The sequence below is a fragment of the Burkholderia sp. 4M9327F10 genome, from assembly GCF_005503145.1.
In the GTDB taxonomy this organism is placed as follows: Bacteria; Pseudomonadota; Gammaproteobacteria; order Burkholderiales; family Burkholderiaceae; genus Paraburkholderia.
The window spans coordinates 180721-205537 of record NZ_SCNV01000005.1; the positions used below are offsets into that span (position 1 = coordinate 180721).

Here is a 24817-nt window from a genome sequence, read left to right on the forward strand (position 1 = left end):
TGGATAGAAAACAGGACCGAGAAACGGAGCGGATGCAGTATGAATCACCTTGAAGCGAAATCGACCCTTGAGACGCTCGCGCGCGGCGTCGATCCTGCTACGGGAGAGATCCTTTCCGAACAGAGCCCGTTCAATAACCCGCAGGTGATCCGGGCATTGTTTCTTGCTGTGACCGAGCTCGACAAGCTCATCCAACCGGATCCGGCTGGGAAAGCGGAGCGTGAGCGGCCGCAGAACGCCGGTCGGGCGTGGCCGCCGGAAGAAGACCAGGCGTTGTTGAGGGACTTCGACGCCGGCATGTCGCCGAAGCAGCTCGCCGCGAAGCACGGTCGCACCAAAGGCGCGATCGACTCCCGGTTGGTGCGTCTCGGACGCGTCGAGCATTGAGGGCCCGAGCTGCAACCGGTTTGCCTGGATGCTTGGGCCGGATCGGCGGGCGAGAGCGCGTCCAGTGGGGTTGGTTGAAAAGCTGATAGTTAGTTGCGTTTGTCCATCGAGCCGCTAACGACAATTTTCAGGAATCGGGAGCTTTCATGATCGAGATTGGTCGCACGAGATTCATCACGCGCCACGCAGGGGTGACCCATGGAGCGGCTTGAATCGTTCGGTTTGCCCGACAGTTTCCCAGCCTACCTGATGCCAGCGGCAGGGGCTCAGTTCGTACGGGACTGCGTGAAGGGCATAGGCCGGGCAGACATGACCAGGATGGCCCGTGATCGGGGCTTCATGCCGAGCTGGAAGCGGCTGACTCACCTTGGTCCCGGGGTCTACGGATTGAGTCTGACGATCGACCGCATGGGCGTGCCGCTGATGGTCCGTATGAGCGAGCCCGGCAAGACACAAAAGCCGGTTACACGTCCGTCCGAACAGCCGTCGCTCTTCTAGAAAACTGCCGTCGCCGGAGGTTCATCATGTGTGGGCGTTATTCTCGCGGTCAGAAAGATCTGTTCTACGTCGAGCCACTGATGTCTGACGCTGGCGATCAGCGATTTGCCCGCCACGCGGATATCTTCCGGCCGAGCTGGAACGTTTCGCCGGGCACAAAACAGCCGATCATCGGCCCGGACGGCCCGCGGCTTGAAATATGGGGATTCCGACCCGCATGGGCGGTGGTTAGAAAGACCAAAATGATGGTCAATGCGCGGATGGACAAAGCTGGATCGAGTACGTGGAAATGGATGTTCAGCTCGGGGCGGGTCTTGGTTCCCGCTGACGGTTGGTACGAATGGGTAACTGTTGAAGGCAGAAAGCAGCCCTATTTCATCAAATCGAATGACGGGCCTCCTGTCTATTTTGCCGGGCTGAGCAGCGTGCGGCCGGACGCAGCTCCGTCAGAAACGCCCGGGGTTGTGTTCGGGTTTGTCATCGTCACCGCAGCGGCCGATAGCGGCATGCTCGACGTTCACGACCGGCGCCCTCTTGTGCTGACGCTCGAAGAGGCCAAAGTGTGGCTCGACCCCGCGACGACGTTCGAGGAAGCCGTACATCTTGCAAATACCGCCGGGAAGTCCGCTGACGATTTTCATTGGCACAAGGTCACGCCCGGCGTGAATCGTACGGGCGGCGATAGTCCAACGTTCAACGACCCCATCGACGACAAGTAGGCACGAGTAAAGGCACAGACATGAAGCACGAATACTGCGTCCAGACGGATGTCCTCGAAACCATCGTGGCCTCCGCCCGGGTTGAGCCGCGCCATGCCGCACTGCTTGCCACGCTTGCTACACGCAGCGAGTACAGGTCGGCCGCGTACGTGACGTCGCGCGACACGTATGCGGCACATCCTGGCGCTGTCTTTGACGCGTCCGGAGTGAGGATCGGGGAGAGCTATCGCGATTGGGTCAAGGCCGAGATCGAGGCGCACAACGGCGACGTCGCCGCAGTGTGGGAGCACAACAAGGACAAGGGCTATCTGCTGTCCGAAGTCCAGCCTGTATTGCATTTCTTCGCCCATGACCGCGGCGGCGCCCTGGACAACTTTACGCAGTTGCGCATCTTCACAGAGACCGAGGCGATCACCAGAAACCTCTTCACAACCGCCGACTGGCGGCGGCCGCAGAGTCCGAACGATCTTCTGGTGTATCACGACTATCTCGGGGACCCGATCGAGCCTCGTCCGTTGGGCGCGGAACGATACCGCCTCTACGACGCGATCGACATGCAGATATTCCTTCGTGTGGCCGCGGCGTGTGCTGATGAGGAACGTCGCGTCGCAGCAGCTCGTCGCCTCAAATTCACTAATTTGCAGACAGGCGAATCCGGGACACAATCGTTTGCCGAATTTCATCCGGGATTCGACAAATATCCGAACAAATCGCAACGCTTCTTCGACGACTGGTCTGAGTCCAGCGCGGGCAGCAGCGGCGAACGGATCTGCCGGCGATGGGTATTTGAACCACAGGATTCACAGGGCTACCAAGCCGACAAGAGCCAGCCGCGTCATCTGTACTTCATCCCGCAGTGGGGCCACAACCGTAAGGTCGCGGCCGTCGAAAAGATCCGCAATATGGACGACTATGCGCTGTATGGCCGGTTGAACAAGTTCGATGAGCGTATTGGCGTGCCGTTCAGCTGGTATTTCTATGGCCTGCACGGCAACCTGGTGAAAGCCGGCGCGCTCGAACGCATCGTTTCCGCGGCCGAAGACGGCCTGATCGTGTTGCCGGAACATGATTACCGCGTGCTGAAACGCTGGCAGGAACAACCATACGGATTCTGAGAATGCCAACAAAAATGCTGCCGCCTGTGCCTGACGGCGTGTCGATGTACTTTTACATGAGGTTCGCCGCGGGCAATGAAACGTTCGGCGACGAGTGGTATAGGTTCGAAGCGATGGAGGACCTGCCGCCGTGCCTCAAGCACGACTATCCGACGCTTGATATTGAGTTCCGTGTGCCTCCGATCTGCAGGGACTTCCAGCTCGTCACAATCGACCTGCGGAGCGCTCTGGACACGATGCCGGCGAGCGAACGCCTGCACCTGAATCCCGCACGCTGGAGCCGGGTTCGGCGCGACCTCAGCGAAGGATGGTGCTACACGCCGTACATGGGAGTTGAGCAGGGCAAGGCCACGCTGACTGATGGCCGTCACCGGATTGTCGCAATGATGAAGTTCCTGCAACTCGAGTACGCGACGTTCTCAGTGCCGCCCAAACACGTCGAGACTGTACTTGCGCAACTGAAGACCCGATAGACAGCAGCCAGCGGAGGAAAGTGCAATGTCCGATCGGAGCGATGTTCTGTACACATATCGTTGCAAAGCGTGCGGGCATAGCGGTCAACGACGGCTCCCCGATGAAGCGCATGACGGCGAAGAAACTACGTGCGATGTCTGCAGCGCCCCTGTGACCCTGGAATGGGACGATGGCGTGAAGTTCAACCTTCCTGACTGAGCGTAGCAATCGCTGCGTGGGAAACGCGCGCTGCGCGACGGTGCGGGCTGAGAAGAAGCGGCGACGGACGCAGTTCGATCTTCACGTTGCCCGCCATTGATGGCCCCTTGCGCTTGATCACCTCGACCGTAACGCCGTCCGCGCTTGGGCGGATGGTCAGCCTTAGCTCCGCCGGCGATGGATCTGTAGCCCGGATCAGCGGTCTGACCACGAAAAAGAGAGTGTGCCCTGAGCGAGCCGCGAGTTGAAGACGCCGCAACGACTCCGCGCGGATCGCCTCTTGCCAGAAAATGAGTGCGCCGCAGCTACCGGCCTTCAGGATCTGCTCGGCCGACCACAACGCGTCGGCGCTGAGCCTCGGGCGCAACAACAGGACCTTGTCGACCGGCACGCCTATGTGCGGGAGCGCTATGGCATTCAGCTGCTGCGGCGGCCGCAGGAAGGCAAGTGCGCGGGAGCCAACGGTGGCCAGCGCCGGCGCGAGCAGCCGAAGCTCACCAATGCCAGTCTGCTGGACTAACAGTTCGACAAGCGCACCTTCGGGCCAGCCTCCGCCCGGAAGCTCGGCAGACAGCGCCGCATAGCCCGTCTCAACCGTGCGCCCGCTGGCTCGGCCGAGTTGGGAGGCTCGCCAGAGCCCTGGGTGTATCGCGTCGAGGGATGCGGGGAGAGCGCCCATATCAAGACCTGTATATCCATACAGTATTATGCTCCTTTGAGCGAGCGGTGCAATCCTCGTCCGAGAAATCGCCGAAACTCTGCTGATACCCCGCGCCTGACCTGCCTCGCCGACGAATCCCCACGCGCTCTGGCGCACCTGCTTATGTACACCTGTTTGACATAGCTTCTCTGCAACGAACCCATCAAAGGAGGTAACGATGTTGCAGATTCTCTTTGTTTCGGCTGGACTGGTGGCGTGCCTATGCGGTGCGATTCGGCAAGAGTACCGGGGCAGCCTCATGCTCGCTGCTTCGCTGATGTTGATCGGCTTCCTACTGAAGTAAAAGCGGCGCGCGCCGGGGGAGGCGCGCGCTTTTCCTATGACTCTTGAGGCGACCCGCCGCTATCGGCGATTGCAAGCCCGCGGCAGCGATCCACCTCGTACCGACGTCCTCTCGCGCCACAGACTATGCGATCAAGGTTTTGGCTGGAATTGCCGATATTGAGGTTCGAGGGGCGTTTCCATCAGCAGATTTCAAATGCCAAGCCGGTCAATCACCGATGGCAATTCCTCTTGAACATACGTCTTCGTAGGCGTATATTCATACGTAAATTAAATCACTACAAAGCATGATTAAAATCAACAAGCAAAACGGCCACGCACGTATGACGATTCGTTCAAAGACCTACTTCGCAACGCTTTCCTGCGCTGCGGCTTTCACTCTCGCGGGCTGCGGCAAACCCGCTCACATTGAGCTGCTGGGCGTCCACCCTGGTATGACTCGGGATGCGGTTAAGACAGCATCACCTTCCGGATCGTCTTTGTATTGTCGTGGAGATGGCGACACCGCGTTTGATCAGGTCTCAGGCCTCCCGCCGAGCACTACGCTCACGTTTTGCACGTGGACCAGTCTTGATGCCGCAGGGGCGCGAGTCCGTTCCCAGGTCACTATCGGGAACTCCACGAGTGCGGAGCAGCAGTTTGCATTCGATAATTCGGATGGCGCGCTAAAGAGTTTCTCGGTTGAGATCGCCGGCAATGCGTTCGACCCGATCGTGAAGAGCCTGACCGAGAAATTGGGATCGCCTAAATCCACGTCAGGTTTGCCCGGGATCATTGGTGGCATTCATTGGGAAGCTAAGGACGGGACGCTGACAGCCACCACCGACGAACAGCGCCCGTACATGACGCTCCTGATGCTGCAAGCGTCCATTGCCAAGCCCAGCTGAATCCGCAACCAAAACGTCTAGGAAATGACGATGCAGATCGAGCCCGGTATGACCTTTGCCGAATGGACAGTAGAAGCGGAAGCAGACGCCCGCCGCGTGCTCGACCGCACGACTGGCGATGTGACGTGGCTCCTCGGTAGCTCGGACGATATGCGACAGGTGTTTAACGAAGGCTACAGTCCGGCCGACTATGTTCAGTCCCAGCTCGCCAGGATCGTTGAATAACTCAAAGGAAAAGGACAACCATGCGAATCAAAGACAGGCATGTCGCGCTCGGTATTCGGGCCCTCTTGGCAATCGGTGGGTGCGTCGTGGTTCAGTTCGTCGCGGGGAAAGCGGCCGTCGTTGCCAATATCGACATGCCTGACTCAGTAGCCGCTGTCGCAGGTGTCATGGCGGGAGTTCTTGCAGTCAGGTTGTTCGCTGAACCGATGCTTACGCGGTATGTTCTCTGGAGAGCACGTCGCCTGATGTCGCGACAGTGGTCCAGATAAACCTCTCAATCAAGGGTAAGAAAAGTGACGAGTGAAGAGCTGCAGGTGGCCAGCAAGGACGTGATCGTGGGCGACGCGATCCGACTAGCCACGGTGCACAGCGGCAGCGCGTGTGGCCGGCTGGCTAACGTGGTCGGAGTAACGGTGATTGGTGTCAATGTGAAGATCGACACGGACCTCGGCGTAACCGAGTTTCTGCCAGTCAATCGAAGCATCACCGTCTGGAGGTAACGAAATGGCGATGCTCCCAAAACTCGTCGTGTTGAGACTTCACTACGAAATGATGCGCGCAGCAGCTCACATTGCTGCGCCGGTCATGCGCCTTACTGGCTTTCGTTTCTCTAAGGCTTGGCGCGGGAACAAAATCATTAGTCATGTTGAGGCCAACCTGCTGGCCGATGGCATCAAGCCCGACCGGATTCGCTTCTAACCTGCCGGAGTCTACCGAATTAAAAGCAGTCTGCTGGGTGCAATTGTTTGGGGATTCGGCGACATGTTCGTACTCGTCGCACTGCTTGCGGTGAAGTGCGGAGCACGCCAAGGCGGATCGAGATCACTTCATTGACGTAACGCGTCGCCGGCGGGCCGGATACGGGGAAGGCCAGCTCGAGACACTTTCTGACCGCTCAGATGGCTTTGTTGTAGGTGAATGAATCAAATGACAGGCGAGCAATTCGATGTGCTCACAATACTGCTCGGCGGCGACCCGGATAGCCCGGCAAACCATGCCGCGAGGGCAGTACTCGTTGACGGAATGACACAGGCTGACGCAATGCGATTTACCGGGGCCACGCGCTCGACAGTTCACGATGCGGTAAAGCGTTACGGCTCACGCGATGAGCTGATTCGCGGGGCATATCTGTCCAAGTCGCAATCCGAGTAACAATTTTCTGTACGCCCACTAGACCATATATCTACCTCCTGCAGCCACACGAAAGGAACTACTGTGAAGTCGAGAAAACCGATTGAAATTGCCGCATCGAAATACGGTCGCAACTGTGCGATCGCCACATTCATTGCGTGGGTCATCGTTCAGGAGCTGCTCATGGCGCATTTTTATGGCTGGCACACCAAGGCGACGCCGAGAGATTTGCTTGCGTCGGGTACGCTGTTACTGATCGGGGCCTTTGTCGCGATGTACGTCGGGAAGATGGCCGACGCTCGTTACAAGCGTAATAAGGGCGCGGAAGCGGCACACTGACCATGGTCTTTCTCCCCGTTTTTCTCTTTGCGGCCTATGCGAATCTGATTCTTGCGGTGCGCGGTCTTTTGGCCCAGGGGCGAGCGGCCGTCGTCGCCCAAGCTCACTTCATCGTGTGCATGGTTGGGGCGCTTGGATTGCTCCTTGGATTTGAACTGGTGCCGGACCCCAGGAAGGGCATTGCCGGTGACGCGTACAACTGGTCCGTCGTCGCGTTCTTCGTGTTTGGCCTGCTTACAGTTCTCATGTTCGGCGCGCGGCTTGTCGGACTGGCCCGCGACAGATCTGCGCACAGGGGCGTCGCGTTACGTTTCGGACTGGCGATTTGGGCAGTCATTGCGGGCCTCTATATTTGCGGTACTGTCGCCGATCACTGGCTGTTCTTCCGGCATCCGGAGCAAGCGGGCGTGGTCGACCCCTCGTTCGTCGGTCCCTCTGTCAAGTGCGAAACGGCAGTCCTCGTTCGGCTCGACGGCGACAAGGCTATCTACCGTTGCCCGCACTCTGGCGAGTTTGGTAGGGACTACAGCGAACCTTTTCTGCCCTGGCCTTCGTTCACCCAAGGCGAGGCTGACGGCAGGCAACTGAAACGTGAGTCCGAGAGCGCGAGCGCGGCTGTCGCTGCATCGAAAGGTGGAGTCGTCGTCGCCATCCCCGCGAGCGAGATTCGCGTGATGCCGGCGCAGTAGTTTCGGGCTGTCTAGGGTTGTCCGCATACACCCCTGCTCGGAGTGAGCCCGTCGACTACCCTGACCGCGGTGGCTGTCAAGCACTCTTGAAGCGGCGCCCGCCCGCGCCGCTTGCCCGCAGCCGCACTCGCCGAGCCTCCTAAAATTGCCCTTCCGACCGCCCGTTCCAGTCTTCACGCGCGCCGAAATCTAGGCAATCGAACACGCTTCAATATTGATTGTGCTCACCCTTTTAACTGATTAAAATTATGTTTGTTCGTTGTAGTTCCGGACGAACGCAATCCGAGTCCAACACAAAACGCCAGCCTGTGCCGGGGTAGTTCGCGCAAGGCTTCGCTCGCAGAGCTGGAAAGAACGTGATTGGCAATGGCCAATACCAACAAACCAACGACTGACCAATCCAAATGACGACCCAAACCATCGCCCACGCGCTGCTCACCATGTCGCAGCAGGAATCCTTCCTCTTCTTTGCTTCAATCGCAGCTACGGTTTACTCGGTCCCACGCTTCTTCCGTCGCTTGAAGCACAAGCAAAATGCCGGTACGGCGACACAGCAACACAACATCGCGTTCGTCCTCGCGATCGCGGGCTGGATCGCGCTCTGTGTCAATTTCCCGTTCAATCTCGTGCTTCGTGAAGACACGTTCGACTGGATGTCTGCCTGTGTTGTGCTTGTGGGAACGTGCTGGGTGGCGATTGGCGCGGTGATGACGAAGAAAGAAGAGAGCAACATGCTCGCCCTGCTGACTCCGCCCCCTGGAGCTGCGCAGCCGACCGCTATCGAGACATTGACCGTCAAGGCCCTAGTGAACGCCTCGACGTACTGCCGTAGCGGCCTGGTCGTCATCGCATTGGGCACGCTGATCCAGATGGCTCATCTGGTGGATAGGGCGCATCCAAACCTTTTCGCGATGTCACAGCACACACAAGCCCAGGCGCAAGCAGGATCCGCCGAATGACTTGGCGTCACCTTCGGCACACCGACATGACCACACCGAGGCGATGGAATGCCTAGCCCTGAACACATCAGGCTGACCACACTGGGAGCCCGCTGGATGAAGCGGCAGGGCTTCGACGTCGTCGGAACGGAGATCATTGCCGCCGGAAGTCGCGAACAGCCAGACGTAATTGGCTTTCGCTCCCTCTGCTCGGCCTTGATCGAGGTCAAGATAAGCCGCGGCGACTTTCTTGCGGACGCCTTGAAACCAGAACGACAGACGGCTGGCTCGGGGTTGGGTGTGTACCGGTTCTACCTCTGCCCGCTCGGGCTGATCGCAGTCGACGAGTTGCCGCCAAGATGGGGGCTGCTCTACGCGGTAGGGCACACCATACGGGAAGTCCTGCGGCCGCAGGGAAACATCTGGCCGGGACCGAACACCGCTGTAGGCAGCTGGGCAGAATTTACCCATACGCCCGATGCGGACAAGGAACGGGCCGTCCTGTTCTCGATCGCGAGACGGCTCACCAACGGACAACCCGTCTCAATGACATAGCCATGAAACTACTCCGAGACAGACGCGCGTGGCGCCGATTCCTGCTGAACGACCTAAGCATGCCGAAGGGGGACGCGGACAACGAACGGGAGCCGAAGGAATACCCCTGCTTTGCGTACGCTTACATTCGCTCGTTTGGCTACGAAGAACTCGGACCGGTCTATCTGTACGGCAGGGACGTGGAAAAGATGGTGGAACGGTTGAGCGCCGCTCGACCTACCGCCGCTTGATGTGGAGCAGGACGTATATGCACGCCGAGAAACAATCCGCGGCCCGTGTGCCTCGCGAAATCAACGTGACGGACGTTGAGATCGCTGGCAACTGGATGCCATGCGAGTACCTAAAGGATCGCGCGGGTCGTGTGCGCGTCGTCATGCTTGCGGACGTCGACTTTGAGGAACCCGCGCGTAGTGCGGTCTGGCATTCGACCCTCGCAGCAGCAGCTGCGTACCGCTTCGAACAGATCGAGCCATGCCGCAAGATGACGCTGCGCGTACCACGCGCGGATCGACCCATTGCTGACTGTTCCTTTCAGCAGCGTCTGAAGCGTCACCTCGTTGCACGCGACGAATAGGATCGGACTCAGCGATGGGACAGTGGAAGATCGAGAACGATTACTACATGTCGCATCCCAGCGGATGGACTATCGCGAAATACAACGTAAGCGATGCGCCCGTTTACATGCTGTGGCAGGGCGACACGCCCCGCGGTAAGCGCGACAGCGTCCGCGAAGCAATGCGATTGCACACGCAACTGGTAGAGCCTGTGGGTGCGCCGGAGCAGGCAGCTATGCAGGGTCTCCCAACCGGTGAGTAACGGCACTGGCCTCGCTTCCTGATCCATAAACATCAAGGTCGAAAATGAATAATAGTTCGGTGGTTATTTTAGTTTTGGTCGTTCTCGTCGTTATAGCGGTTGTATCGCCGAAGAAAACCCGGAAAGCAGCAGAAGCCCGCTACAAACCGCGCGCGCTGCTGACGAAGAATGAAGTCGAGTTCTTTCATAGACTGACCCAGGCGCTTCCGACCGAATACATTTTCCCCCAAGTGGCGATGTCTGCCCTCATGGATCCGGTTGCGCAGGGGAAACAAAGATTGCTGGATCTGAACAGGATTCTTCAAAAGCGCGTCGACTACGCCATCTACACCCGCGATCTGAAGTTGATCGCAATAGTCGAGCTGGATGACCGCACCCATAATCGTGTGAAGGACCGGCAACGCGATTTGTACGTTGCCAGCGCCGGCATTCGTACCGTTCGGTTCGAGTCGAGCAACAGGCCGGGCGTCGCCGAGATCCATGCGACGATTTTCCCAAAGAAAGCCGCGTTGCCGGTATCACGCCTCCCTAAAGACGCGATGCTCGAGGATGGCAACGTACAACCGTCAGGGAAGTCCGGGGACCTGGTATGAAAACACTGTTCGGGGTGGGTGGCATCGTGGGAATCGGCGCCGCCCTTGGGCCGCTTGGCTGGCTACTCTGGTATCTGAGTCACGGTCCCCTCAGCGAAACGTCGATGTACCAGTTGACGATCGCGATACTCGTAGCGTTGCTTTTCGGCGTCAGTTCCCTGTTGGGCAGAAGTCTTGTCGGCGGTACTCGTCGCCGACCTCGCATCACGTTGGGGGAGTAGAACGGTTGTTGTTTTTTCTTTTGAAGAACGTATCTTCTAAAACATCAAAATATCGTTTTTGATGTTTTGATGTTACAATGTTAAACATGATGCGACGTAGTTTTGCTCTGACGCTGCGGCCGCATCAATGACTCAAATCAAATAACTTGGACGGCTAGACCGTCGCCACACAAAACGAGGACATGACCCGATGAAGTCGATCAATCAAACCAATATTCAGACCGGTTCGGACCGCAACACGCTCGCGCGCTTCGCGCAACTGGCCATCGCCGGCGCTGCTTTCGCGATGCTGGCAGCATGCGGCGGTGGTGGCGGCGGTGGTAGCAGCAACACCAGCTCGGCCAACACCAGCACGCCGACAGGCGGCGTCAACCTTCAGGTCGTTTCGTTCGGTGACAGCCTCTCCGATGTCGGCACCTATGCTCCGGTCATTACCGCGAGCTTCGGCGGTGGCCGTTTCACGACGAACCCCGGCGAAGTGTGGACCCAAAAGGTCGCGGAATATTACGGTGGTACGCTCAGCGCGGCCTACCTCGGCGGCTTCGGCCAGCCTCTCGCGGCGTCGACCGGCCTTGGTTACGCACAGGGCGGGGCGCGCGTGCAGGATCCGGTTGGCGAAGGGCATGCGCCGGTCGGCACCGCCAATGCGGACTACTCGGCCGCGACAACCGTTCCTGTCACGCAGCAGCTACAGAACTACCTCGCCGCTCATGGCAGCTTCAACGCGAACCAGATCGTGCTGATCAACGGCGGCGCCAATGACATTTTCGAACTGGAATCCACCATCCAAGCGGCCGTCACTGCTGACGTAGCAGGCGGCATGGACCCTGCCACCGCGATCCAGAAAGAGGCGACTGCCAGCCTCGGTCCGGTCGCACAGACCTTCGCCGGGGTGATCCAGCAGATCGTAGCGGCCGGCGCCTCACACGTTGTCGTTTCGAACGTTCCGGACATCGGGCAGACTCCGCTCGGCGTCACGGGCGGATCGTCTGCGCAGCAACTGCTCACCGCGCTCTCGAGCGTCTATAACGCCGCGCTCACCCAGGCGATCCAGGGCCTTGGACTGCCGGCCAGCAAGGTGATCCAGATCGACGCCTTCAGCTGGCAGGACGGCATCAACGCGAGCTATCAGACGAACGGCTTCACCGTGTCGAACACTGGCACTGCGTGCAATCTGCAGTCGATGGCGGCCAATGCGACCGCATACGGTACGCAGAATCCGAGCGTGCTGAATGGATTGACCGCGGCCCAATACGGCGCTTCGTTCGCCTCGGCGCTGTTCTGCTCGCCCCAAACCTACACCGTGGCCGGGGCTGACCAGACGTACATGTTTGCAGACAACGTTCACCCGTCGACGCATCTGCACGCGCTATTCGCTCAGTACGTCGAGCAGCAAGTCGCCAAAAGCGGGCTGGGCAAGTAGTCCTCTCGGTGGGGGTGGTGTAGAAAAACAATCAGGCTGTCGAAAAAAGGGGCGCTCCATGAGCGCCCCTTTTGCATTCCATGCCCGGACTAACCGGGTGCAAGACCGTGGGAATAGTAGTGAAACCATAAAGCTCCGAACGCGGCGAGCAACAGCGGCCATGATTTCAGGGAGAGACGCCAGTCCACCGTCGACGGCCACGCTGCGAAGATCAGCTGCGCGAGAGCTACCCATACGGCCAGGTCCCACGACGAGAACGTGTAGCCCCTTCGCAGGCGCATCATCGCGACCGCCGCCGCTATGGCATAGCCAAGCATAGGGGCAAGGCCTGCGGGCGCTGCGTTCCACCAACGCAGATTCTCAAACAGCACTTCACCCAGCACGTACGAGCCGCCCTGTGTGCGTTGTGGCCACACCGACAGGCTCACCGGCCGCGCAAGTGTCACGAATCCAACCAGGAAGTGCAGAAGCTCATGGGCGAGCGTGCCGGGCAGGGCGATGAGGGCGAACAGAGCGTTGCCCCGCGCGCACCGAGCAAGCAGAAGCGCGCCGAGAACTGCCGGCGTGAGGTAGGCCGCGATCGGGCGAATCGCAACATGGTCAAGAGCTGGGAAGTGGATCACCGGAAATGCGAGTCAACCGCAAAAGGACTGAGACAGGGTAGGACAGTCTTTCGCATGCGAAAGACTGCTATCTCGACCATTACGCGGCGCGTGAGGGAGCGGCAGCGGGCGGGATTGCAGGCATGATGTCGCCGGCGATCCAACGCACGTGCTCGAGATCGCTCTTATCCGTCAGATCGTTCAGGGCCATCATATAGTCCTCTGACGCGTTCGACGGCACCAGATACATCGCCGTGTGCTTGCCCTGGGTGTCGCTCAGGATGACACTGGCAAGCGGCTTCGAAGCGGCCAGATTGTATCGCAGCCCCTTCACAAACCTCCGTTGCGAGCCGATCAGCGACTCAATGAGGTTCTTTTCGTCGACGTTCGTAAAAGGGATCCACTGCTCCGTCATCACCATGAGTGCCATTTCCTCAATCTGCGCCACACCGGTTCGATCGACGCTAAACGTTGCGATCGTCACCAGGTGGATCTCCGGAAACGCATTCCACAGGCTGACCTCGTCCTTGAATACCTTCAGCTTCTTGTTCAGATCCTCGCTGATCATGAAAAAGAAGTCCGGAACCTGCTTCAGGACCATCTTTTTGCCATACCGGGCCGCAGTGACTTCCTTGACTTCGCCGATCACAATAAAAAGCTTCTGACCGGGTCGGTCCGACTGCTCGGCAGCCGCGATGAAGGCCTTCCGTCGCTGCGTGATTTCGTCTTTCCTGTCCACATAGAAGGGCTCCGGCACATAGAGTGTGGTTGGCAGGTGCAAGCCCTTGGTGAATTTTCCCTGCGCTGCGCGCGTCAGGTACTTGTGAACCGTCGCCCAGCTGCGCTTACCACCCATGCCCGGGTTCCAGTGTGTCAGGTGCGAGGCGTCCCACAGGAAATGCAGCAGTGACCTGATCGTCAGCTTGGAGCTATCCGCCTTGACGCTGCCGGGCTCCGAATCGGACGGGGCGGGCGGCGCCCGCCCCGCAATCTTGTTGAGGGCAAAGTCGAGTTTGAGCATGGTCTTGCCCTCCTCGGTGTCCTCCTTGATCGCGTGTCCCATCACCTCGCCCAGGCCGCTCAATTCGGCGGGCGGCTCGTACGAGTCGCAGTCCGCTGAGTGTTCTGCGCCTGACTCGGGCATCCGCTTGATCTGGAAGTGCCCGGAGACCTTAGAGACATACATCGGTGCCCCCGGCCTCACACACAGGCACAGCGGCCGGATCTTCGTGTGGTGTACGCGACCCAGCGCTGCCTGCAGGCCCGGGTCATCCTCGGTATATATCTTCCCGTCGATCGAATATTGGTGCATCTCCACTTCCCCGTAGTGTTGCCGTTATCCGTGGGCCTCTGGTGACTCCGGCGGGCCCGCCTCACCGGATTCATAGCCCATCTATCGACCGCTTCTGCGTGTTCTGTTGCGTGGTGTCACGCTGACGGCTCTGATCGAGCTGCTGCGTCGATTGTTGCTGTCGGGTCTGCTCCGGCGTCTGCTTGCGCTCGTTCGCCCGGTATTCGAGTTCGACGCTCTTGCCTACATGCACCTCGCCACTCAATTGAGCCCGCGTGAAGCGCACGGCGTCCGTTCGACCTGTCTGCACCAGGACGTGGGTGTCCGTGACTTCCACGACCTTGCCCGCCACGCTCGCGCGTACCTGGCTCGCCTCGGTAATCCGTAACCGCGTCTGCGCAGACTGTGCCTGTCCGGCCTCGGCGGGGCGATCTGCTGCTAGAACAGCCTCTTCGCGACGTCCTGGCGTGCTTCCTCGTTCTCGTGCATCTCCTTGATGCCTTTCATCGCGCTGTTGATCCACTGCGAGGCGATCTCTCGGTGCGAGTCCAAGGGCTTGCCGGTAGGCGTCGTCGTTGATTCGTCCGGCTTCACGGTATTGCTCGACTCGGGCTTCGAGTCGTTGCTGGATGTGTTCATGGGTACCCTCTGATTTCAGAACATTGATGTTGTCGAATCCCTGCAGATTGACCGGATTTGCCCGATCGCGGACGTCGATGATGTCCAGCAGCAGGTTATTCCCAAAGTATGCGCCAAGTTGCTCCAGTGACACCGGCAGGCCACCCTGAATCTTGGCGATCGTCGCGACGCTCGAGCCGCGTCCTTCCTCATAGAACCGCCGAAGCGTGTTGTCCAGCGCGTTCTCCGAGCGCGCGTGAACCACGATGATATGAGGGATGAACCCGGCGTCAATCGCTTGCTGGATCTTGTCGACGCTGGTCGCAAACGTTGACATCTGCCCCTCAAAAATCATGTGCGCGTCCGCCGGCAGAGCATTCTCCTTCAGCACCATCGACGTCTTGCCCGCGCCTGGTGACCCGGTCAGAAAGTAGACGACGTCGCGCCCTGATTCACGATTGCCCTGCAGATTCTCCGCGAACAGGGCGGAAGAAAGCACCGCAGCCGTGTTGTGAACCGGATTGTTGTAGCGGTTGCGCGATTCACGGGACGCGCTGAACTCCGGAAACGTCTCCTTGAACAGATCTGCAGCGACATACCGACCATCGAAAGACCGAGCATCCTGCCGGTATGCCTCGATGTATTTTTCCGGTTCGGCCTGCGCCGATTCAATCGCTTTCTCCTGCACAAGGCGTCTATCCGGTTCATCGAAATTCACATACCGAATATTTTCAAGCTGCATAGGCACACTCCGGTCATTGAGACCACTTAATGGCGGGACTTCTTCAATACAACACCGATTTTAAAAGCTGCTCTTTCCTTCAAGGCAAACACCCGACCCGCCGCACGAACTCGCCAACTATCCGCGCTCAAAGCGAACGGACAGCGGCGCTCAACTCTTGCGAATTTGTGGCTTCCATTGGCAGAAGTTGCGAGACTCCCCGCGTATCGACACACATTTCGACCAGCTGATCGGGCTCGCAAGAGGTCTCACGAACCTGTGAAATCGCGGATGCATATTTCTGACCGCATTTGCGAAAATTTCGTTGTGGTAAGGCTGCGTCAGGTAATGCAACTCATTGAAAATTAAATTATACTCACTACCGCGCATGATACAAGTTAAGAACTCGGCGCAGCCTATACGGGGGCAAAATGACACGAGACCAATCTCTAAAAACGGTTTTAGGGAACCGCACGCCGATCCTTCTCGGCGCAGTTGCGGTTCTTCAAGTGCTGGACTGGCATAGCACTCTCATCGCCCCCAGGGGGCGCTTCGAGACGAACAAGCTTTTGAACTGGCTCAGTCAGTGGATGGGCTTCGCGCTCGTGATTTCCATCGTCAAGCTGTTCTTCATCGCCATCCTTTTCGTGGGATTCCTCTACTGGCGCAAACACAAGGGCCTGTACGACTTCGAGTTCACGGTCTGCCTGTGCGTGTCGGCGCTGGTCTACAGCGCGGTGGTCGTCAATAACTACGCCTCATAACATCAATATTGATATTTTGATGTTGAGATGTGTATCATTGCTCTGACCTGACTCGTAAGGCTCCCCTCTCGGCACTGCAAAGGAGAAACGCCCGGCGTGCTGGCTCGCTTCGGTATCATTTCGGGATCTAGCAACCGGGAGCGAAAAATGACCGCCATTGTTGAACAGGATCTGAAGGACGCAGCTGCGGCCGGAACGATCAAGAATTTCGTAATCGAAGAAGCAGAGACGGGCTATGTCCTTCTCACCGTTTTTAACCGATCCAATGTCGAGCACACCCTGTACACGCAGCGTAATCGCGTACGCACATGGGCAAATGTGAACCCGCTCATTGAGTTCATCCTGCATTACAAACCCGAGCTGCCAGAGGTGACGATCCGCCTCATGAGGCGCTCTCACCCTACTTAGAGGATTCATGCGCTTCTTTGTCAAAGCATCTGCAGCACTGATTTTTGCCGGTTACACCCTGTTGGCTCACGCAGGGTTTCCCGATGATCTGGTCAAACGATTCCCTGCCGCTCAGGGCGCGAAGATCGAAAAGGCGTTTCCGGGGTTCTGGTCCGTCGTCAAAGGCAGCGAGGTTTTCTTCGTCCGCGACGACATGTCGGTCCTGATTTCTGGCAACGTCATCGACCTGAAGACCAACCACTCCATCACGAACGACCTCGAAGAAGCGAACCGTCCCAAGATCGACGTCTCGCAGCTCGACACCAAGGACGCAATCAAATTCGGCAGCGGCTCCCGGCACCTCTACGTGTTCTCCGATCCGGATTGCCCTTACTGCCGGATGCTCGAAGGCAGCCTGACCAAGCTGACCGACGTCACGATCTACATCTTCCCCTTTCCGCTCGCCCAGCTACACCCGAACGCTCCGGGCGTTGCCGAAGCGATCTGGTGTCAGGCTGACCGCGTACAGGCGTGGCACGACTACCAGAACATGGCGCAGTTGGTCAAAGCCGATGCGCTGCTGCCTGCATGGCACGACTATCTCCATCAACACAAACAACCGGAACAACCGGTGTGCGACAACCCGATCGCCCGCAATCTCGCGTTCGGCGAAAAGTGGCATCTGAATGGCACGCCCGCGCTGGTCTTCGAAGACGGCACGCTAATCCCCGGCGCGGCCCCGGCTGAACGGATCGAGGCGCAACTCGCAAAGTCTCACGCCAACATCGCGACGGCCTCCAAATGAAGAACCTTCTTACCCGACTGCTTTCGCGGCTGGCCGTTCGTGGCCAGCACTCGGTCCTCCACGCCGGCGTGGTCACGCTCATTGCCACGGCGGTTTTCATGATGTACACGGCAGGTGAGATGGGGGCGATGGGTCCGCTGATCATAGCGCTGTCTTTTTACGTCGTGTTCGCCGCGGTGATGATTGAGATCGTTCTCGGTGTGTTTGCCCTCGTCAGAAAATTCGCGCAGGGCGGCCTGCGTCGTTATTCGTGATGATTCGCTTTATTGCGCCTCTTTTAGTATTACTAATCGCAAGCAATGCAGCACGGGCGGACACTGACGAGTGTTTTGCCCATGCTGCGCAACGTCGGCACCTGAACGTCAACCTGCTGCGCGCGATCGCAAGGGTCGAGTCGAACTACAGGCCGTACGTGACGAACACGAAGACGTATGCGATCGGAGAGATGCAGATCATGCCGTTTCATCTGAACTGGCTGAAGAAGTACGGCATCTACGAGCGCGACCTGTACGACGCCTGCACGAACATCAATGTAGGCGCGTTCCTCTTGTCTGATTTCGTCCGGATGTACGGCAATACGTGGCGAGCCGTTGGCGCATACGGCGCTGGGATGGCGGCCGACAAGGAGCAGGCCCGGATCGGTTACGCCCAACTGGTGCAACAGGCGTACGACCGCATCACAAATCCCGCGCCGACCAAATCCGCCACAGCCCGCGTCTCCCGCGGCGCTGTCCGAGTAGAACCAGAAAGACCAACGATGGTGGTGCAGCAATGAAACAACGAATTCTGATTGCAGTCGCGCTCGCCGTCTCGGCAGTCGCCGGCGGAGCACGCGCGGAAGACCTCGGGGTTAAGGCGCAGACCTATGCGCTCGACCGCGACGCCGCGGACCAGATCAAGGACGTGATGCGCCGCAAGAAGGCAAGCGGTGAAATGGACCAGTTCTGGAAGACCTATCGCGACCGCACGATTGCCGCGATCAAGAATCCGCCGTCTCTCGGTATCAAGACGGACTACACGGCGCACGCAGAGCTGCGTGCGCTGCAGTTCGCGATTCCGGAAGACTACAAGGACCAGAACGGGCGCGTGATTGTCAAGCGCGGCACCGTTGTCGAGCCGCTGAAGATCATGCCGCTGACGTACGGGTTGCTGTTTATTGACGGCAACGATCCCCGACAAGTCGAGTATGCGATCAAGCGCAGCGAGTCAGAGCCTCTGAAAATCGTTCTGACCGCTGGCTCGCCGTACCTCATGCGGATCAAGTACCGCAATGTTCCGTGGCATGGCGGCATGGGTGTGCCGTTTTACTTTGACCAGCGAAAGATGATCATCAGCACCCTCTCGAAACTCTACGGCGTCGAGATCAACAGCGTGCCGGCCGCGCTGTTCCAGCAGGGCGACAAGCTCGCGATCCAGTTTGGCATGGGAGCCTCAAATTGAAATATCTGATCCGTCTTTGGTTCGCCCTCGTTGTCGGCTTCGGGCTTTCTGGTGGCGTACAAGCCCAGGAGATCTGTAACGGCAGCTTTCCCAACCTGATTACCGACGTTTGTTACGACTGCATTTTCCCGATCTCGATCATGGGAGGGTTCATCAATCTTGGCGTGTCGGGCGATGACTACGATACGGGGGTGAGCGGGTCGCCGATCTGTATTTGCGCTAACAACCTTGCAATCGGTACGCCGGTCTCTTTTTGGGAGCCGCGGTACATGGTCGACACGACGACCAAGCCGGGCTGTATGCCACTCCTCGGCGGGATCGACATTGACACACCATACAACTCGGCTGAATACGGAAGCGAGAACTTCACGACCGCGCCACTAGGGGGAAAGCGAAAAGCCGCCTTCATGCAGGTCAACGAATACATAAACCCCGTAATGTCTGCGCTCGGCGTGGTGGTCAACAACCCATGTCTGGACAGCCGCTCGTTCGACGTGCCGTTCCTCAGCTGGGCCGATCCTACGTGGAACGATGACGCCCTGTCGCTAATGCTGACTCCCTACGCATATCCGTTCGCCGGGGTGGCGAGCGTAGCGGCAGAACTGCCCGACGCCATTTCCGCAACCTTTGGGTTTCCCATGGAAGTCCTTTTCTGGGTAGCCGGCGCCTGGGGGCCAATGTATCCGCTGGATGGCAATGTGGCGGTCGCCAACACGCAGGAACAAGTCTCTCACCTGATGGTGGCCCGCATCTTTGCCAAGCTTCATGCAGCAGGCGCACAGCAGACCTCGGCGGGGCAGGATGCGCTGGACTCCTGCGGTGCGCTCGGCGTCCCGCAACTCATCATGGACAAGCGCCAATACAAGACCAATCGAACCTTCCCGTTCCCGGACAACATGTGTACGCCGATCGGTCGACCGTTGGCCTTTCAGGAGATTGGCGCGTCGCGGCCGCAGGACAAGGATTACGGCTACTTCGTCTTCCAGCGCAAGGACTGCTGCGCAACCACGACCATCCAATAAAGGCACACGCATGAAAAAGCTGTTCGCATTTCTCGCACTCGCTGCCGCCTCAATGGGCACGCACGCTGATACTCCGCTCGTGGACGCAATGACGGCCCGCTGGAACACGTTCATCTTCATTTCGACGCAAATGCCGCGACAGACTGTGCTTGAACTCGCCCGTGAGGCAAGCCAGGCCCACGCCGTCATCGTGCTGACCGGCTTTGGCGGCCCCGGCAACACGCTGACCTCGACGCAAAAGTTCGCGGCCGACGTCAACGCGGTTTGCTGCGGCAAGCAGCCCGCGCGCTGGATCATCGATCCCAATCTCACGAAGCGCTATGGCGTAACTGCTGCGCCGACTTTCGTGGTCGGTCACGGCAGCAGCGATAACCCGGGCGAATACTCGAAAGTCTCCGGCGAAATGAGCCTCGCACAGGCCCTGAAGTTCTTCGCGCAGGACTCAAAACTCATTTCCGCAAGCGACTATGCAAAGCGTGTCTATTACGCTGCATACGGCGACAAATATTAATTGTGGTCAGTTCATCTAGTGATTAACATAAAGATATGAACAAACACAAATTACTCATCTGGATCTGTGCCGCACTGCCCGCAAGCGCTTTCGCAGCACTGCCGAATGACGGGGTCACCTTCGTTACGCACGGACCATACGCCGCAGGGGCAGCCACGGTCCAGCCCGCGAACGGTGGTATGTACGTGTATTCATCCAAGCCCGTCGAGGATGGCCGTCGCTCGATGCGTTTCATGGTCGGGAAGCCGGCCCGGCAGACCTACGATCTTTTCAGCGCCGAGGAAGAAGCTGCGCTCTCTCAGGTGCGCGCCGATCAGATTGCCGCTGCAGCTCGCAACCGAGCCCGTCTGCGCCACGTGCGTTTTCATGCGCAACCGAAGCTGAACTGGCCCAAAGTGGTCCTGATGGGAGACAAGACCTGCGTGCCGCAGCTGCCGTTCGCCAGCTCGGCCGACTGGAAGGATCATCTCGTCTGCTGGAGCGCCGGAGACTCTCGTGTCGAATAGGTCATTCCATATTCCCAAGTACGGCGGTGCGGAAAGCGCGTTTCTAGGCGTCGAGTTTCAGGACACCTACATCCTGATCATCAGTGTCTTTGTCGCCCTGGTCGCTGGCCGGTTCTACGGAACGGGCGCATACCTCGGGATTCCCTTCGTCGGCTATCACGCGAACCGCAAGTATCTGGAATGGCGCAGTTCGCGTCTTCCAGGCTTCGTAACGGTGTTCCTTTTCAGGTTCGGTCTTGCCAAATACTCCAAGGGCTTCAACTCGCAGCGCACGGTGTACGTCGGAGACTCGAAAGTGATCAATCCCGGCTCTAAACGGCTGCTCAAACGAATCCTTCCTGACGGGGAGTAAGAGGAAAGTTATATGGATCTTCCAAATCGAAACAAGTCCGTCGCCGAACTGCGCAAGGACAACAACAAGCTGATCACCGCCGTGATGTGCATTGCCATCGCGGCGTTGCTCATCGCCGCAAAGTCTTTCTTCCAGTCTGACGTTGTTATCAATCAGGTTCCCGGCATGCCGGACGGCGCGAAGATCGAACGGAATGGTATGGACGCCGGCGCGATGCAGGCATACGCGTACGCCGTTACGAATGCGCTGGCGTCAATCAATCCGAGCAATGGCGATAGCGTGAAGAAGTTCGTTCAGCCATTTCTGTCGCCGGCCTGTTTCACCAAAGTCAGTCAGGCGATCGATAACAAGGTCGCGTTGCTCAGCTCGCAGCACGAACTCGGCAGTTACTACTTCGTTCTTCGCGGTTTTGAGGCTGACCAGAAGCTTGGCCGGGTCTTCGTGAAGGGAGAGCTACATACGGTCAATGCCGCGAAAGATACCTCCGAGCCCTACGTTTTCGAATATCCGGTGCATTTCGCCAACTACCAGATGATCTTCGACGACGTCACCTCCTACTCCGGTGACAGGGTGCACAACTCAACTTGGATCCAGGCGCAACAGAAGAAATGATGCAGACAACGAACCGTTATCTGGCCGCGCTGCTAACCGCGTCGATCGGCCTTTCAGTTGCCGGCGCTGCCCAAGCAGACAGTGCCCCCGCCGCTGTTGATTTTGGCCAACCGGCCCCGACCGCACCCAAGAGTGCCGATGTCAAGCGCAAGGTCGTGCATACAGTCCACCAGAAGGCGCGTGACCCGCTCGCCGTCGATCCTAGCGTTGCGGTGAAAGCGACCGCGCCGAAAGAGATCGATCTGCCGGGCGTGCTCAAGGTGCCCGGTGAGAGCATGGACGTGCCCGATCCGACCAAGGCGCGAAGGATCGCATGGACAAACGGCGGCTCGCAGACCGTTTACATGAGCATCAACGAGCCCAACCGCATCCAGTTGCCATTCAAGAACCCTTATATCGTTCAAACCAGCGATGTGAAGGTCGATCACCGCCCGGCAAGTAACAACATCTACGTGTACTGGCCGCAGTTGCCGGCGCAGGCGCGGCAGTTGTTCATCGAGCCGCCGGACGGTGGCCCGACGCTCGGCCTCGAGCTGGTTCCGAAAGACATTCCGGGCCAGACCGTGATCGTGACGGACGACACCGGAATTGTGTCCGGACATCGGAAGCCGGCATCGAGCAGCAGCGACTACATCAGCCACGTGCAGGACGTCATGGCGACGATCGCGCTCGGCCATGCACCGGACGGATATTCACAGGTCGACGTGAATCTGCCGCCTATCGCCATGGATGGCCTGGCTGTCACCGTTGACGAACGTTATAGCGATCGCGACGGCGATATCTTCGTCTACAGCGTTCGCAATCCAGGGCAATCCCGTGCGCTTCTGAGGGAGCAGGAATTCGACGGGGCGAACGTGCTTGCCGTTTCGATTTTCCCCAAGCCGCTCCTGCAGCCCGGCGAGAGAACGAAAGTCATTGTGCTTGCCCGCAAGCGTGAGGAACAGTAAGCATGGAAATGCCATCATTCATTGTGCAGAAGCGGCAGGAATGGGACGACATGGATCCCAAGTTCCGCTACCTGCTGATCGGCGTTACCGTCATCGGTACGGCCTTCATCATCTATCAGCGCATTATCCATCAGGCCCCTGCACCTTCGACCGCTGCCGCATTGCCCGCGCAGGTAGTGCCGGCGACTGCAGCCACTCCCGGCACGCCTGCACCGCAGCAACCGGGGTTTAACCAGAACATCAGCGTTCTGCCTACGTCTCCGCGGAATCAGGGGCTGGAGGATCTGACGACGCAGATCGATTCGCTCAAGCAGCAGGTGGCGGCATTGCAGCGCGGACAAGGCACGGGCAACGCGGGTGGCGGTTCGACGGGATACGTGCGTGTCGTCAGCCAGCCAACGAACGCCGCGGCTCCTGCTGCGGCAAGCGGCGCCGACACAGCATCGAACAACGGCCTTGGCAAGGATCTGCCCGCATCTGTGAGCTTCGACCAGCCCGGGTCGCGTGCTGGCAAAGCCGGGGCCGGTTCGCCGGACGGAGCCGCCGCACCGATGGACCCGCCTGTGCCCGTAGCGCCGGCACGTCCGATGATGGTCTCTGATCCGGTCCAAAAAATGTCGTCGGCTGACGATGCCAACCGTCGCCCCGATCTCGTTCTACCGATGTACACGGGCGTTGAGGCAGTCATGCTCTCTGGCATCAACGCTCGCCCGAGCGGATCGAGTGGCGGAGCGGTCGGCAGCGTGACCTCGGCGATCGACGTCGGCGCACCGTTCGTTTCGCGCGTGAAGGGCGTTGCGATCATGCCTAATTCCTGGAAGGCATCAGATCTCGAAAACTGCTTCATCGGTGGTTCCGCCACAGCTGTTCTGAGCGCCGAGCGGGCGTACGGCATTGCGGACCACATTAGCTGCATTTTCAAGAACGGCGATGTCTACGAAGCGCCGATGAAGGCGTACGCGCTGGATGTGGACGGCACCCTCGGTCTCGCTGGCAAAGTGGTCAACAAACAGGGGGCCATGCTGATGCAGGCGGCGCTAACCGGCGTGGCCGCCGGTCTCGGCTCAGCACTCTCACCTAGCTCGGTGCCTTCGTATAACACCAATGTTGGCAGCGGTTCGGAACAGAGCTTCACCTATCCGAGCCCGAGCTATCTGGCCGGCACTGCAGTTGGGCAAGGCATTAACCACGCCGCAACCGAGCTTTCGCAGTTTTACCTCAATTTCGCCAAAGAGACCTTCCCCGTCGTGGAGGTTACCGCGGGCACGCGTGTGACGTGGATCCTGAAGGAAGACATCGTACTGAAGAAGCGGACCCCAAAGAAGGACACTGACCAATGAAGCAGATACGCCGTTCCAACATCCTGACCGCAACAGTGGCCGCTTGCCTGCTCGTGGCGCTCTCCGGCTGTTCGACAGCCTTTAACCCGATTGGGTCGAACTCGTACGACTGCAACCGCAAGCAAGACCCCAGCAGTAAGTACTGCCACAGCTTCAAGGCCGTGGAGTCTTCCACGAACGGAGAACTCCCCGACAGCCGGTTCGACGCCGAGCTGAAGTTCAGCCAGTACGACAAGGACACCGAGATCGCCCCCGTGGGCGACAAGTCACATACGGGCATGAAGTCCGGTGGTGGCGAAGCACTCGTCATGGGTTCAGGTTCGCTTCCGCTACTCGGCGGCGCCGATCCCGCGCCGCAAGACGGAGCCCCGGTTCGCCAAGGCCCGGTCGTACAGCGAACGTGGATCAAGCACTTCGTTGACGACAGCGACATGTTGACCAGCGACATGACCGTCTACAAAGAGATCGTGCCGACCCGTTGGGCTGGATTCGATGGCGGCAATCCCGCCGGCGGCACGCAAGGCAACTACCCCCACAAGATCGCAGAGACAAAGATTGTTGCCGATACGAAGGCCGCGCCCGATCCGTCTCCGCGTACCGATTTCATCCAGCCGGGCGGTCAAACGTCGGCTGGTGAAAGTAGCCCAGGCACCTCAATGCCGAATTCAATGCCACAGTAATAAGAGAG

General features: G+C 58.8%; 36 protein-coding genes. 32 read left to right on the forward strand and 4 right to left on the reverse strand.

Going from position 1 to position 24817, the window contains the following annotated elements; translation table 11 throughout:
* The first annotated feature begins 39 nt into the window (after positions 1-39).
* The 5 genes from FFS45_RS07900 to FFS45_RS07920 all read left to right on the forward strand — a co-directional run bounded on the left by FFS45_RS07900 (position 40) and on the right by FFS45_RS07920 (position 3192).
* On the forward strand, positions 40-387 hold the full coding sequence (locus tag FFS45_RS07900) for a hypothetical protein (RefSeq protein ID WP_046565160.1): 348 nt from the start codon (positions 40-42) through the stop codon (positions 385-387).
* 198 nt (positions 388-585) lie between these two features.
* Positions 586-885, forward strand: coding sequence for a hypothetical protein (locus tag FFS45_RS41650; protein ID WP_046565162.1), 300 nt, complete (start codon positions 586-588; stop codon positions 883-885).
* A 26-nt stretch (positions 886-911) separates the two neighbouring features.
* Entirely contained in the window at positions 912-1604 is a 693-nt protein-coding gene (locus tag FFS45_RS07910) for an SOS response-associated peptidase (RefSeq protein ID WP_046565164.1), read from the forward strand.
* A 20-nt stretch (positions 1605-1624) separates the two neighbouring features.
* Positions 1625-2719 (forward strand): hypothetical protein, encoded by a 1095-nt coding sequence (locus FFS45_RS07915; protein WP_046565166.1) that lies wholly within the window; start codon positions 1625-1627, stop codon positions 2717-2719.
* Positions 2720-2721: 2 nt separating this feature from the next.
* A complete protein-coding gene (locus FFS45_RS07920; protein WP_235429569.1) occupies positions 2722-3192 on the forward strand; it encodes a hypothetical protein in 471 nt (156 codons plus the stop codon).
* 182 nt (positions 3193-3374) lie between these two features.
* Here FFS45_RS07920 and imuA read toward each other — a convergent pair whose 3' ends face one another.
* Positions 3375-4070, reverse strand: coding sequence for a translesion DNA synthesis-associated protein ImuA (gene imuA / locus FFS45_RS07930; RefSeq protein ID WP_137954100.1), 696 nt, complete (start codon positions 4068-4070; stop codon positions 3375-3377).
* A 199-nt stretch (positions 4071-4269) separates the two neighbouring features.
* On the opposite strand from imuA, the gene FFS45_RS42705 reads away from it, so the two are divergent.
* The 13 genes from FFS45_RS42705 (at position 4270) to FFS45_RS07995 (ending at position 12211) form a co-directional block, all read left to right on the forward strand.
* Complete coding sequence (locus tag FFS45_RS42705) at positions 4270-4395, forward strand: hypothetical protein (RefSeq protein WP_269447479.1); 126 nt, start codon at positions 4270-4272, stop codon at positions 4393-4395.
* A 286-nt stretch (positions 4396-4681) separates the two neighbouring features.
* The gene (locus FFS45_RS07935) at positions 4682-5281 is read left to right on the forward strand and encodes a hypothetical protein (RefSeq protein ID WP_137954101.1); all 600 of its coding nucleotides are present in this window, start codon (positions 4682-4684) and stop codon (positions 5279-5281) included.
* A 30-nt stretch (positions 5282-5311) separates the two neighbouring features.
* Positions 5312-5506 (forward strand): hypothetical protein, encoded by a 195-nt coding sequence (locus FFS45_RS07940; protein ID WP_137954102.1) that lies wholly within the window; start codon positions 5312-5314, stop codon positions 5504-5506.
* Positions 5507-5799: 293 nt separating this feature from the next.
* Entirely contained in the window at positions 5800-6006 is a 207-nt protein-coding gene (locus FFS45_RS07945; RefSeq protein ID WP_137954103.1) for a hypothetical protein, read from the forward strand.
* 4 nt (positions 6007-6010) lie between these two features.
* A complete protein-coding gene (locus tag FFS45_RS07950) occupies positions 6011-6205 on the forward strand; it encodes a hypothetical protein (protein WP_062085440.1) in 195 nt (64 codons plus the stop codon).
* 516 nt (positions 6206-6721) lie between these two features.
* On the forward strand, positions 6722-6976 hold the full coding sequence (locus FFS45_RS07960; protein ID WP_137954104.1) for a hypothetical protein: 255 nt from the start codon (positions 6722-6724) through the stop codon (positions 6974-6976).
* A gap of 2 nt (positions 6977-6978) precedes the next feature.
* The gene (locus tag FFS45_RS07965; RefSeq protein WP_137954105.1) at positions 6979-7665 is read left to right on the forward strand and encodes a hypothetical protein; all 687 of its coding nucleotides are present in this window, start codon (positions 6979-6981) and stop codon (positions 7663-7665) included.
* 404 nt (positions 7666-8069) lie between these two features.
* On the forward strand, positions 8070-8624 hold the full coding sequence (locus tag FFS45_RS07970) for a hypothetical protein (protein WP_062085448.1): 555 nt from the start codon (positions 8070-8072) through the stop codon (positions 8622-8624).
* A 96-nt stretch (positions 8625-8720) separates the two neighbouring features.
* A complete protein-coding gene (locus FFS45_RS07975) occupies positions 8721-9158 on the forward strand; it encodes a hypothetical protein (protein ID WP_249362714.1) in 438 nt (145 codons plus the stop codon).
* A 59-nt stretch (positions 9159-9217) separates the two neighbouring features.
* A complete protein-coding gene (locus tag FFS45_RS41655; protein ID WP_171029601.1) occupies positions 9218-9388 on the forward strand; it encodes a hypothetical protein in 171 nt (56 codons plus the stop codon).
* 17 nt (positions 9389-9405) lie between these two features.
* Complete coding sequence (locus tag FFS45_RS07980) at positions 9406-9732, forward strand: hypothetical protein (RefSeq protein WP_137954107.1); 327 nt, start codon at positions 9406-9408, stop codon at positions 9730-9732.
* A gap of 286 nt (positions 9733-10018) precedes the next feature.
* The gene (locus tag FFS45_RS07990; protein WP_137954109.1) at positions 10019-10567 is read left to right on the forward strand and encodes a DUF2726 domain-containing protein; all 549 of its coding nucleotides are present in this window, start codon (positions 10019-10021) and stop codon (positions 10565-10567) included.
* A 411-nt stretch (positions 10568-10978) separates the two neighbouring features.
* Positions 10979-12211 (forward strand): SGNH/GDSL hydrolase family protein, encoded by a 1233-nt coding sequence (locus FFS45_RS07995; RefSeq protein WP_137954110.1) that lies wholly within the window; start codon positions 10979-10981, stop codon positions 12209-12211.
* 89 nt (positions 12212-12300) lie between these two features.
* On the opposite strand, the gene FFS45_RS42295 is transcribed toward FFS45_RS07995, so the two are convergent.
* The 3 genes from FFS45_RS42295 to FFS45_RS08010 all read right to left on the reverse strand — a co-directional run bounded on the left by FFS45_RS42295 (position 12301) and on the right by FFS45_RS08010 (position 15464).
* Positions 12301-12834: a hypothetical protein gene (locus FFS45_RS42295; RefSeq protein ID WP_249362715.1), complete on the reverse strand. Its 534-nt coding sequence runs from the start codon at positions 12832-12834 to the stop codon at positions 12301-12303.
* Between the two features lie 79 nt (positions 12835-12913).
* The gene (locus FFS45_RS08005) at positions 12914-14125 is read right to left on the reverse strand and encodes a DUF1173 domain-containing protein (protein ID WP_062085465.1); all 1212 of its coding nucleotides are present in this window, start codon (positions 14123-14125) and stop codon (positions 12914-12916) included.
* A gap of 70 nt (positions 14126-14195) precedes the next feature.
* On the reverse strand, positions 14196-15464 hold the full coding sequence (locus FFS45_RS08010) for a hypothetical protein (RefSeq protein WP_137954111.1): 1269 nt from the start codon (positions 15462-15464) through the stop codon (positions 14196-14198).
* A 410-nt stretch (positions 15465-15874) separates the two neighbouring features.
* Here FFS45_RS08010 and FFS45_RS08015 point away from each other — a divergent pair, with 410 nt between their 5' ends.
* From FFS45_RS08015 to FFS45_RS08080, 14 genes are all read left to right on the forward strand, one after another.
* Positions 15875-16207, forward strand: coding sequence for a DUF5658 family protein (locus tag FFS45_RS08015; RefSeq protein WP_137954112.1), 333 nt, complete (start codon positions 15875-15877; stop codon positions 16205-16207).
* 147 nt (positions 16208-16354) lie between these two features.
* Entirely contained in the window at positions 16355-16615 is a 261-nt protein-coding gene (locus FFS45_RS08020) for a hypothetical protein (protein ID WP_062085469.1), read from the forward strand.
* Positions 16616-16622: 7 nt separating this feature from the next.
* Positions 16623-17399: a DsbC family protein gene (locus tag FFS45_RS08025; protein ID WP_063501202.1), complete on the forward strand. Its 777-nt coding sequence runs from the start codon at positions 16623-16625 to the stop codon at positions 17397-17399.
* Positions 17396-17653, forward strand: coding sequence for a hypothetical protein (locus FFS45_RS08030; RefSeq protein WP_137954113.1), 258 nt, complete (start codon positions 17396-17398; stop codon positions 17651-17653). Before FFS45_RS08025 ends, FFS45_RS08030 begins: the two co-directional genes overlap by 4 nt.
* On the forward strand, positions 17653-18174 hold the full coding sequence (locus FFS45_RS08035) for a lytic transglycosylase domain-containing protein (RefSeq protein WP_062085473.1): 522 nt from the start codon (positions 17653-17655) through the stop codon (positions 18172-18174). Before FFS45_RS08030 ends, FFS45_RS08035 begins: the two co-directional genes overlap by 1 nt.
* Positions 18171-18839, forward strand: a complete 669-nt coding sequence (locus tag FFS45_RS08040; RefSeq protein WP_062085474.1) for a hypothetical protein — start codon at positions 18171-18173, stop codon at positions 18837-18839. Before FFS45_RS08035 ends, FFS45_RS08040 begins: the two co-directional genes overlap by 4 nt.
* Entirely contained in the window at positions 18836-19861 is a 1026-nt protein-coding gene (locus FFS45_RS08045) for a TraU family protein (protein WP_249362716.1), read from the forward strand. The genes FFS45_RS08040 and FFS45_RS08045 overlap by 4 nt, the downstream gene beginning before the upstream one ends.
* Positions 19862-19871: 10 nt before the next feature.
* A complete protein-coding gene (locus FFS45_RS08050; RefSeq protein WP_062085475.1) occupies positions 19872-20372 on the forward strand; it encodes a TrbC family F-type conjugative pilus assembly protein in 501 nt (166 codons plus the stop codon).
* A gap of 35 nt (positions 20373-20407) precedes the next feature.
* On the forward strand, positions 20408-20878 hold the full coding sequence (locus FFS45_RS08055; protein WP_063501200.1) for a hypothetical protein: 471 nt from the start codon (positions 20408-20410) through the stop codon (positions 20876-20878).
* Entirely contained in the window at positions 20868-21230 is a 363-nt protein-coding gene (locus tag FFS45_RS08060) for a hypothetical protein (protein ID WP_062085477.1), read from the forward strand. Before FFS45_RS08055 ends, FFS45_RS08060 begins: the two co-directional genes overlap by 11 nt.
* Positions 21231-21242: 12 nt before the next feature.
* Positions 21243-21842, forward strand: coding sequence for a TraE/TraK family type IV conjugative transfer system protein (locus FFS45_RS08065; protein ID WP_137954114.1), 600 nt, complete (start codon positions 21243-21245; stop codon positions 21840-21842).
* A complete protein-coding gene (locus tag FFS45_RS08070) occupies positions 21839-22789 on the forward strand; it encodes a type-F conjugative transfer system secretin TraK (RefSeq protein WP_249362717.1) in 951 nt (316 codons plus the stop codon). The genes FFS45_RS08065 and FFS45_RS08070 overlap by 4 nt, the downstream gene beginning before the upstream one ends.
* A gap of 2 nt (positions 22790-22791) precedes the next feature.
* Positions 22792-24129 carry a TraB/VirB10 family protein gene (locus FFS45_RS08075; RefSeq protein WP_063501198.1) on the forward strand — a complete coding sequence of 446 codons (1338 nt, stop codon included), beginning with the start codon at positions 22792-22794 and terminating at the stop codon, positions 24127-24129.
* Positions 24126-24809, forward strand: coding sequence for a TraV family lipoprotein (locus tag FFS45_RS08080; RefSeq protein WP_063501197.1), 684 nt, complete (start codon positions 24126-24128; stop codon positions 24807-24809). The genes FFS45_RS08075 and FFS45_RS08080 overlap by 4 nt, the downstream gene beginning before the upstream one ends.
* Positions 24810-24817: the final 8 nt, after the last annotated feature.

Excerpts from the sequence above, each read along its gene's own strand:
- FFS45_RS07900 (WP_046565160.1), top strand. The coding sequence starts at position 40 with ATGAATCACCTTGAAGCGAAATCGACCCTTGAGACGCTCGCGCGCGGC.
- FFS45_RS41650 (WP_046565162.1), top strand. The coding sequence starts at position 586 with ATGGAGCGGCTTGAATCGTTCGGTTTGCCCGACAGTTTCCCAGCCTAC.
- FFS45_RS07910 (WP_046565164.1), top strand. The coding sequence starts at position 912 with ATGTGTGGGCGTTATTCTCGCGGTCAGAAAGATCTGTTCTACGTCGAG.
- FFS45_RS07915 (WP_046565166.1), top strand. The coding sequence starts at position 1,625 with ATGAAGCACGAATACTGCGTCCAGACGGATGTCCTCGAAACCATCGTG.
- FFS45_RS07920 (WP_235429569.1), top strand. The coding sequence starts at position 2,722 with ATGCCAACAAAAATGCTGCCGCCTGTGCCTGACGGCGTGTCGATGTAC.
- imuA (WP_137954100.1), bottom strand. The coding sequence starts at position 4,070 with ATGGGCGCTCTCCCCGCATCCCTCGACGCGATACACCCAGGGCTCTGG.
- FFS45_RS42705 (WP_269447479.1), top strand. The coding sequence starts at position 4,270 with ATGTTGCAGATTCTCTTTGTTTCGGCTGGACTGGTGGCGTGCCTATGC.
- FFS45_RS07935 (WP_137954101.1), top strand. The coding sequence starts at position 4,682 with ATGATTAAAATCAACAAGCAAAACGGCCACGCACGTATGACGATTCGT.
- FFS45_RS07940 (WP_137954102.1), top strand. The coding sequence starts at position 5,312 with ATGCAGATCGAGCCCGGTATGACCTTTGCCGAATGGACAGTAGAAGCG.
- FFS45_RS07950 (WP_062085440.1), top strand. The coding sequence starts at position 6,011 with ATGGCGATGCTCCCAAAACTCGTCGTGTTGAGACTTCACTACGAAATG.
- FFS45_RS07965 (WP_137954105.1), top strand. The coding sequence starts at position 6,979 with ATGGTCTTTCTCCCCGTTTTTCTCTTTGCGGCCTATGCGAATCTGATT.
- FFS45_RS07970 (WP_062085448.1), top strand. The coding sequence starts at position 8,070 with ATGACGACCCAAACCATCGCCCACGCGCTGCTCACCATGTCGCAGCAG.
- FFS45_RS07975 (WP_249362714.1), top strand. The coding sequence starts at position 8,721 with ATGAAGCGGCAGGGCTTCGACGTCGTCGGAACGGAGATCATTGCCGCC.
- FFS45_RS41655 (WP_171029601.1), top strand. The coding sequence starts at position 9,218 with ATGCCGAAGGGGGACGCGGACAACGAACGGGAGCCGAAGGAATACCCC.
- FFS45_RS07980 (WP_137954107.1), top strand. The coding sequence starts at position 9,406 with ATGCACGCCGAGAAACAATCCGCGGCCCGTGTGCCTCGCGAAATCAAC.
- FFS45_RS07990 (WP_137954109.1), top strand. The coding sequence starts at position 10,019 with ATGAATAATAGTTCGGTGGTTATTTTAGTTTTGGTCGTTCTCGTCGTT.
- FFS45_RS07995 (WP_137954110.1), top strand. The coding sequence starts at position 10,979 with ATGAAGTCGATCAATCAAACCAATATTCAGACCGGTTCGGACCGCAAC.
- FFS45_RS08005 (WP_062085465.1), bottom strand. The coding sequence starts at position 14,125 with ATGCACCAATATTCGATCGACGGGAAGATATATACCGAGGATGACCCG.
- FFS45_RS08010 (WP_137954111.1), bottom strand. The coding sequence starts at position 15,464 with ATGCAGCTTGAAAATATTCGGTATGTGAATTTCGATGAACCGGATAGA.
- FFS45_RS08015 (WP_137954112.1), top strand. The coding sequence starts at position 15,875 with ATGACACGAGACCAATCTCTAAAAACGGTTTTAGGGAACCGCACGCCG.
- FFS45_RS08020 (WP_062085469.1), top strand. The coding sequence starts at position 16,355 with ATGACCGCCATTGTTGAACAGGATCTGAAGGACGCAGCTGCGGCCGGA.
- FFS45_RS08025 (WP_063501202.1), top strand. The coding sequence starts at position 16,623 with ATGCGCTTCTTTGTCAAAGCATCTGCAGCACTGATTTTTGCCGGTTAC.
- FFS45_RS08030 (WP_137954113.1), top strand. The coding sequence starts at position 17,396 with ATGAAGAACCTTCTTACCCGACTGCTTTCGCGGCTGGCCGTTCGTGGC.
- FFS45_RS08035 (WP_062085473.1), top strand. The coding sequence starts at position 17,653 with ATGATTCGCTTTATTGCGCCTCTTTTAGTATTACTAATCGCAAGCAAT.
- FFS45_RS08040 (WP_062085474.1), top strand. The coding sequence starts at position 18,171 with ATGAAACAACGAATTCTGATTGCAGTCGCGCTCGCCGTCTCGGCAGTC.
- FFS45_RS08050 (WP_062085475.1), top strand. The coding sequence starts at position 19,872 with ATGAAAAAGCTGTTCGCATTTCTCGCACTCGCTGCCGCCTCAATGGGC.
- FFS45_RS08055 (WP_063501200.1), top strand. The coding sequence starts at position 20,408 with ATGAACAAACACAAATTACTCATCTGGATCTGTGCCGCACTGCCCGCA.
- FFS45_RS08065 (WP_137954114.1), top strand. The coding sequence starts at position 21,243 with ATGGATCTTCCAAATCGAAACAAGTCCGTCGCCGAACTGCGCAAGGAC.
- FFS45_RS08070 (WP_249362717.1), top strand. The coding sequence starts at position 21,839 with ATGATGCAGACAACGAACCGTTATCTGGCCGCGCTGCTAACCGCGTCG.
- FFS45_RS08075 (WP_063501198.1), top strand. The coding sequence starts at position 22,792 with ATGGAAATGCCATCATTCATTGTGCAGAAGCGGCAGGAATGGGACGAC.
- FFS45_RS08080 (WP_063501197.1), top strand. The coding sequence starts at position 24,126 with ATGAAGCAGATACGCCGTTCCAACATCCTGACCGCAACAGTGGCCGCT.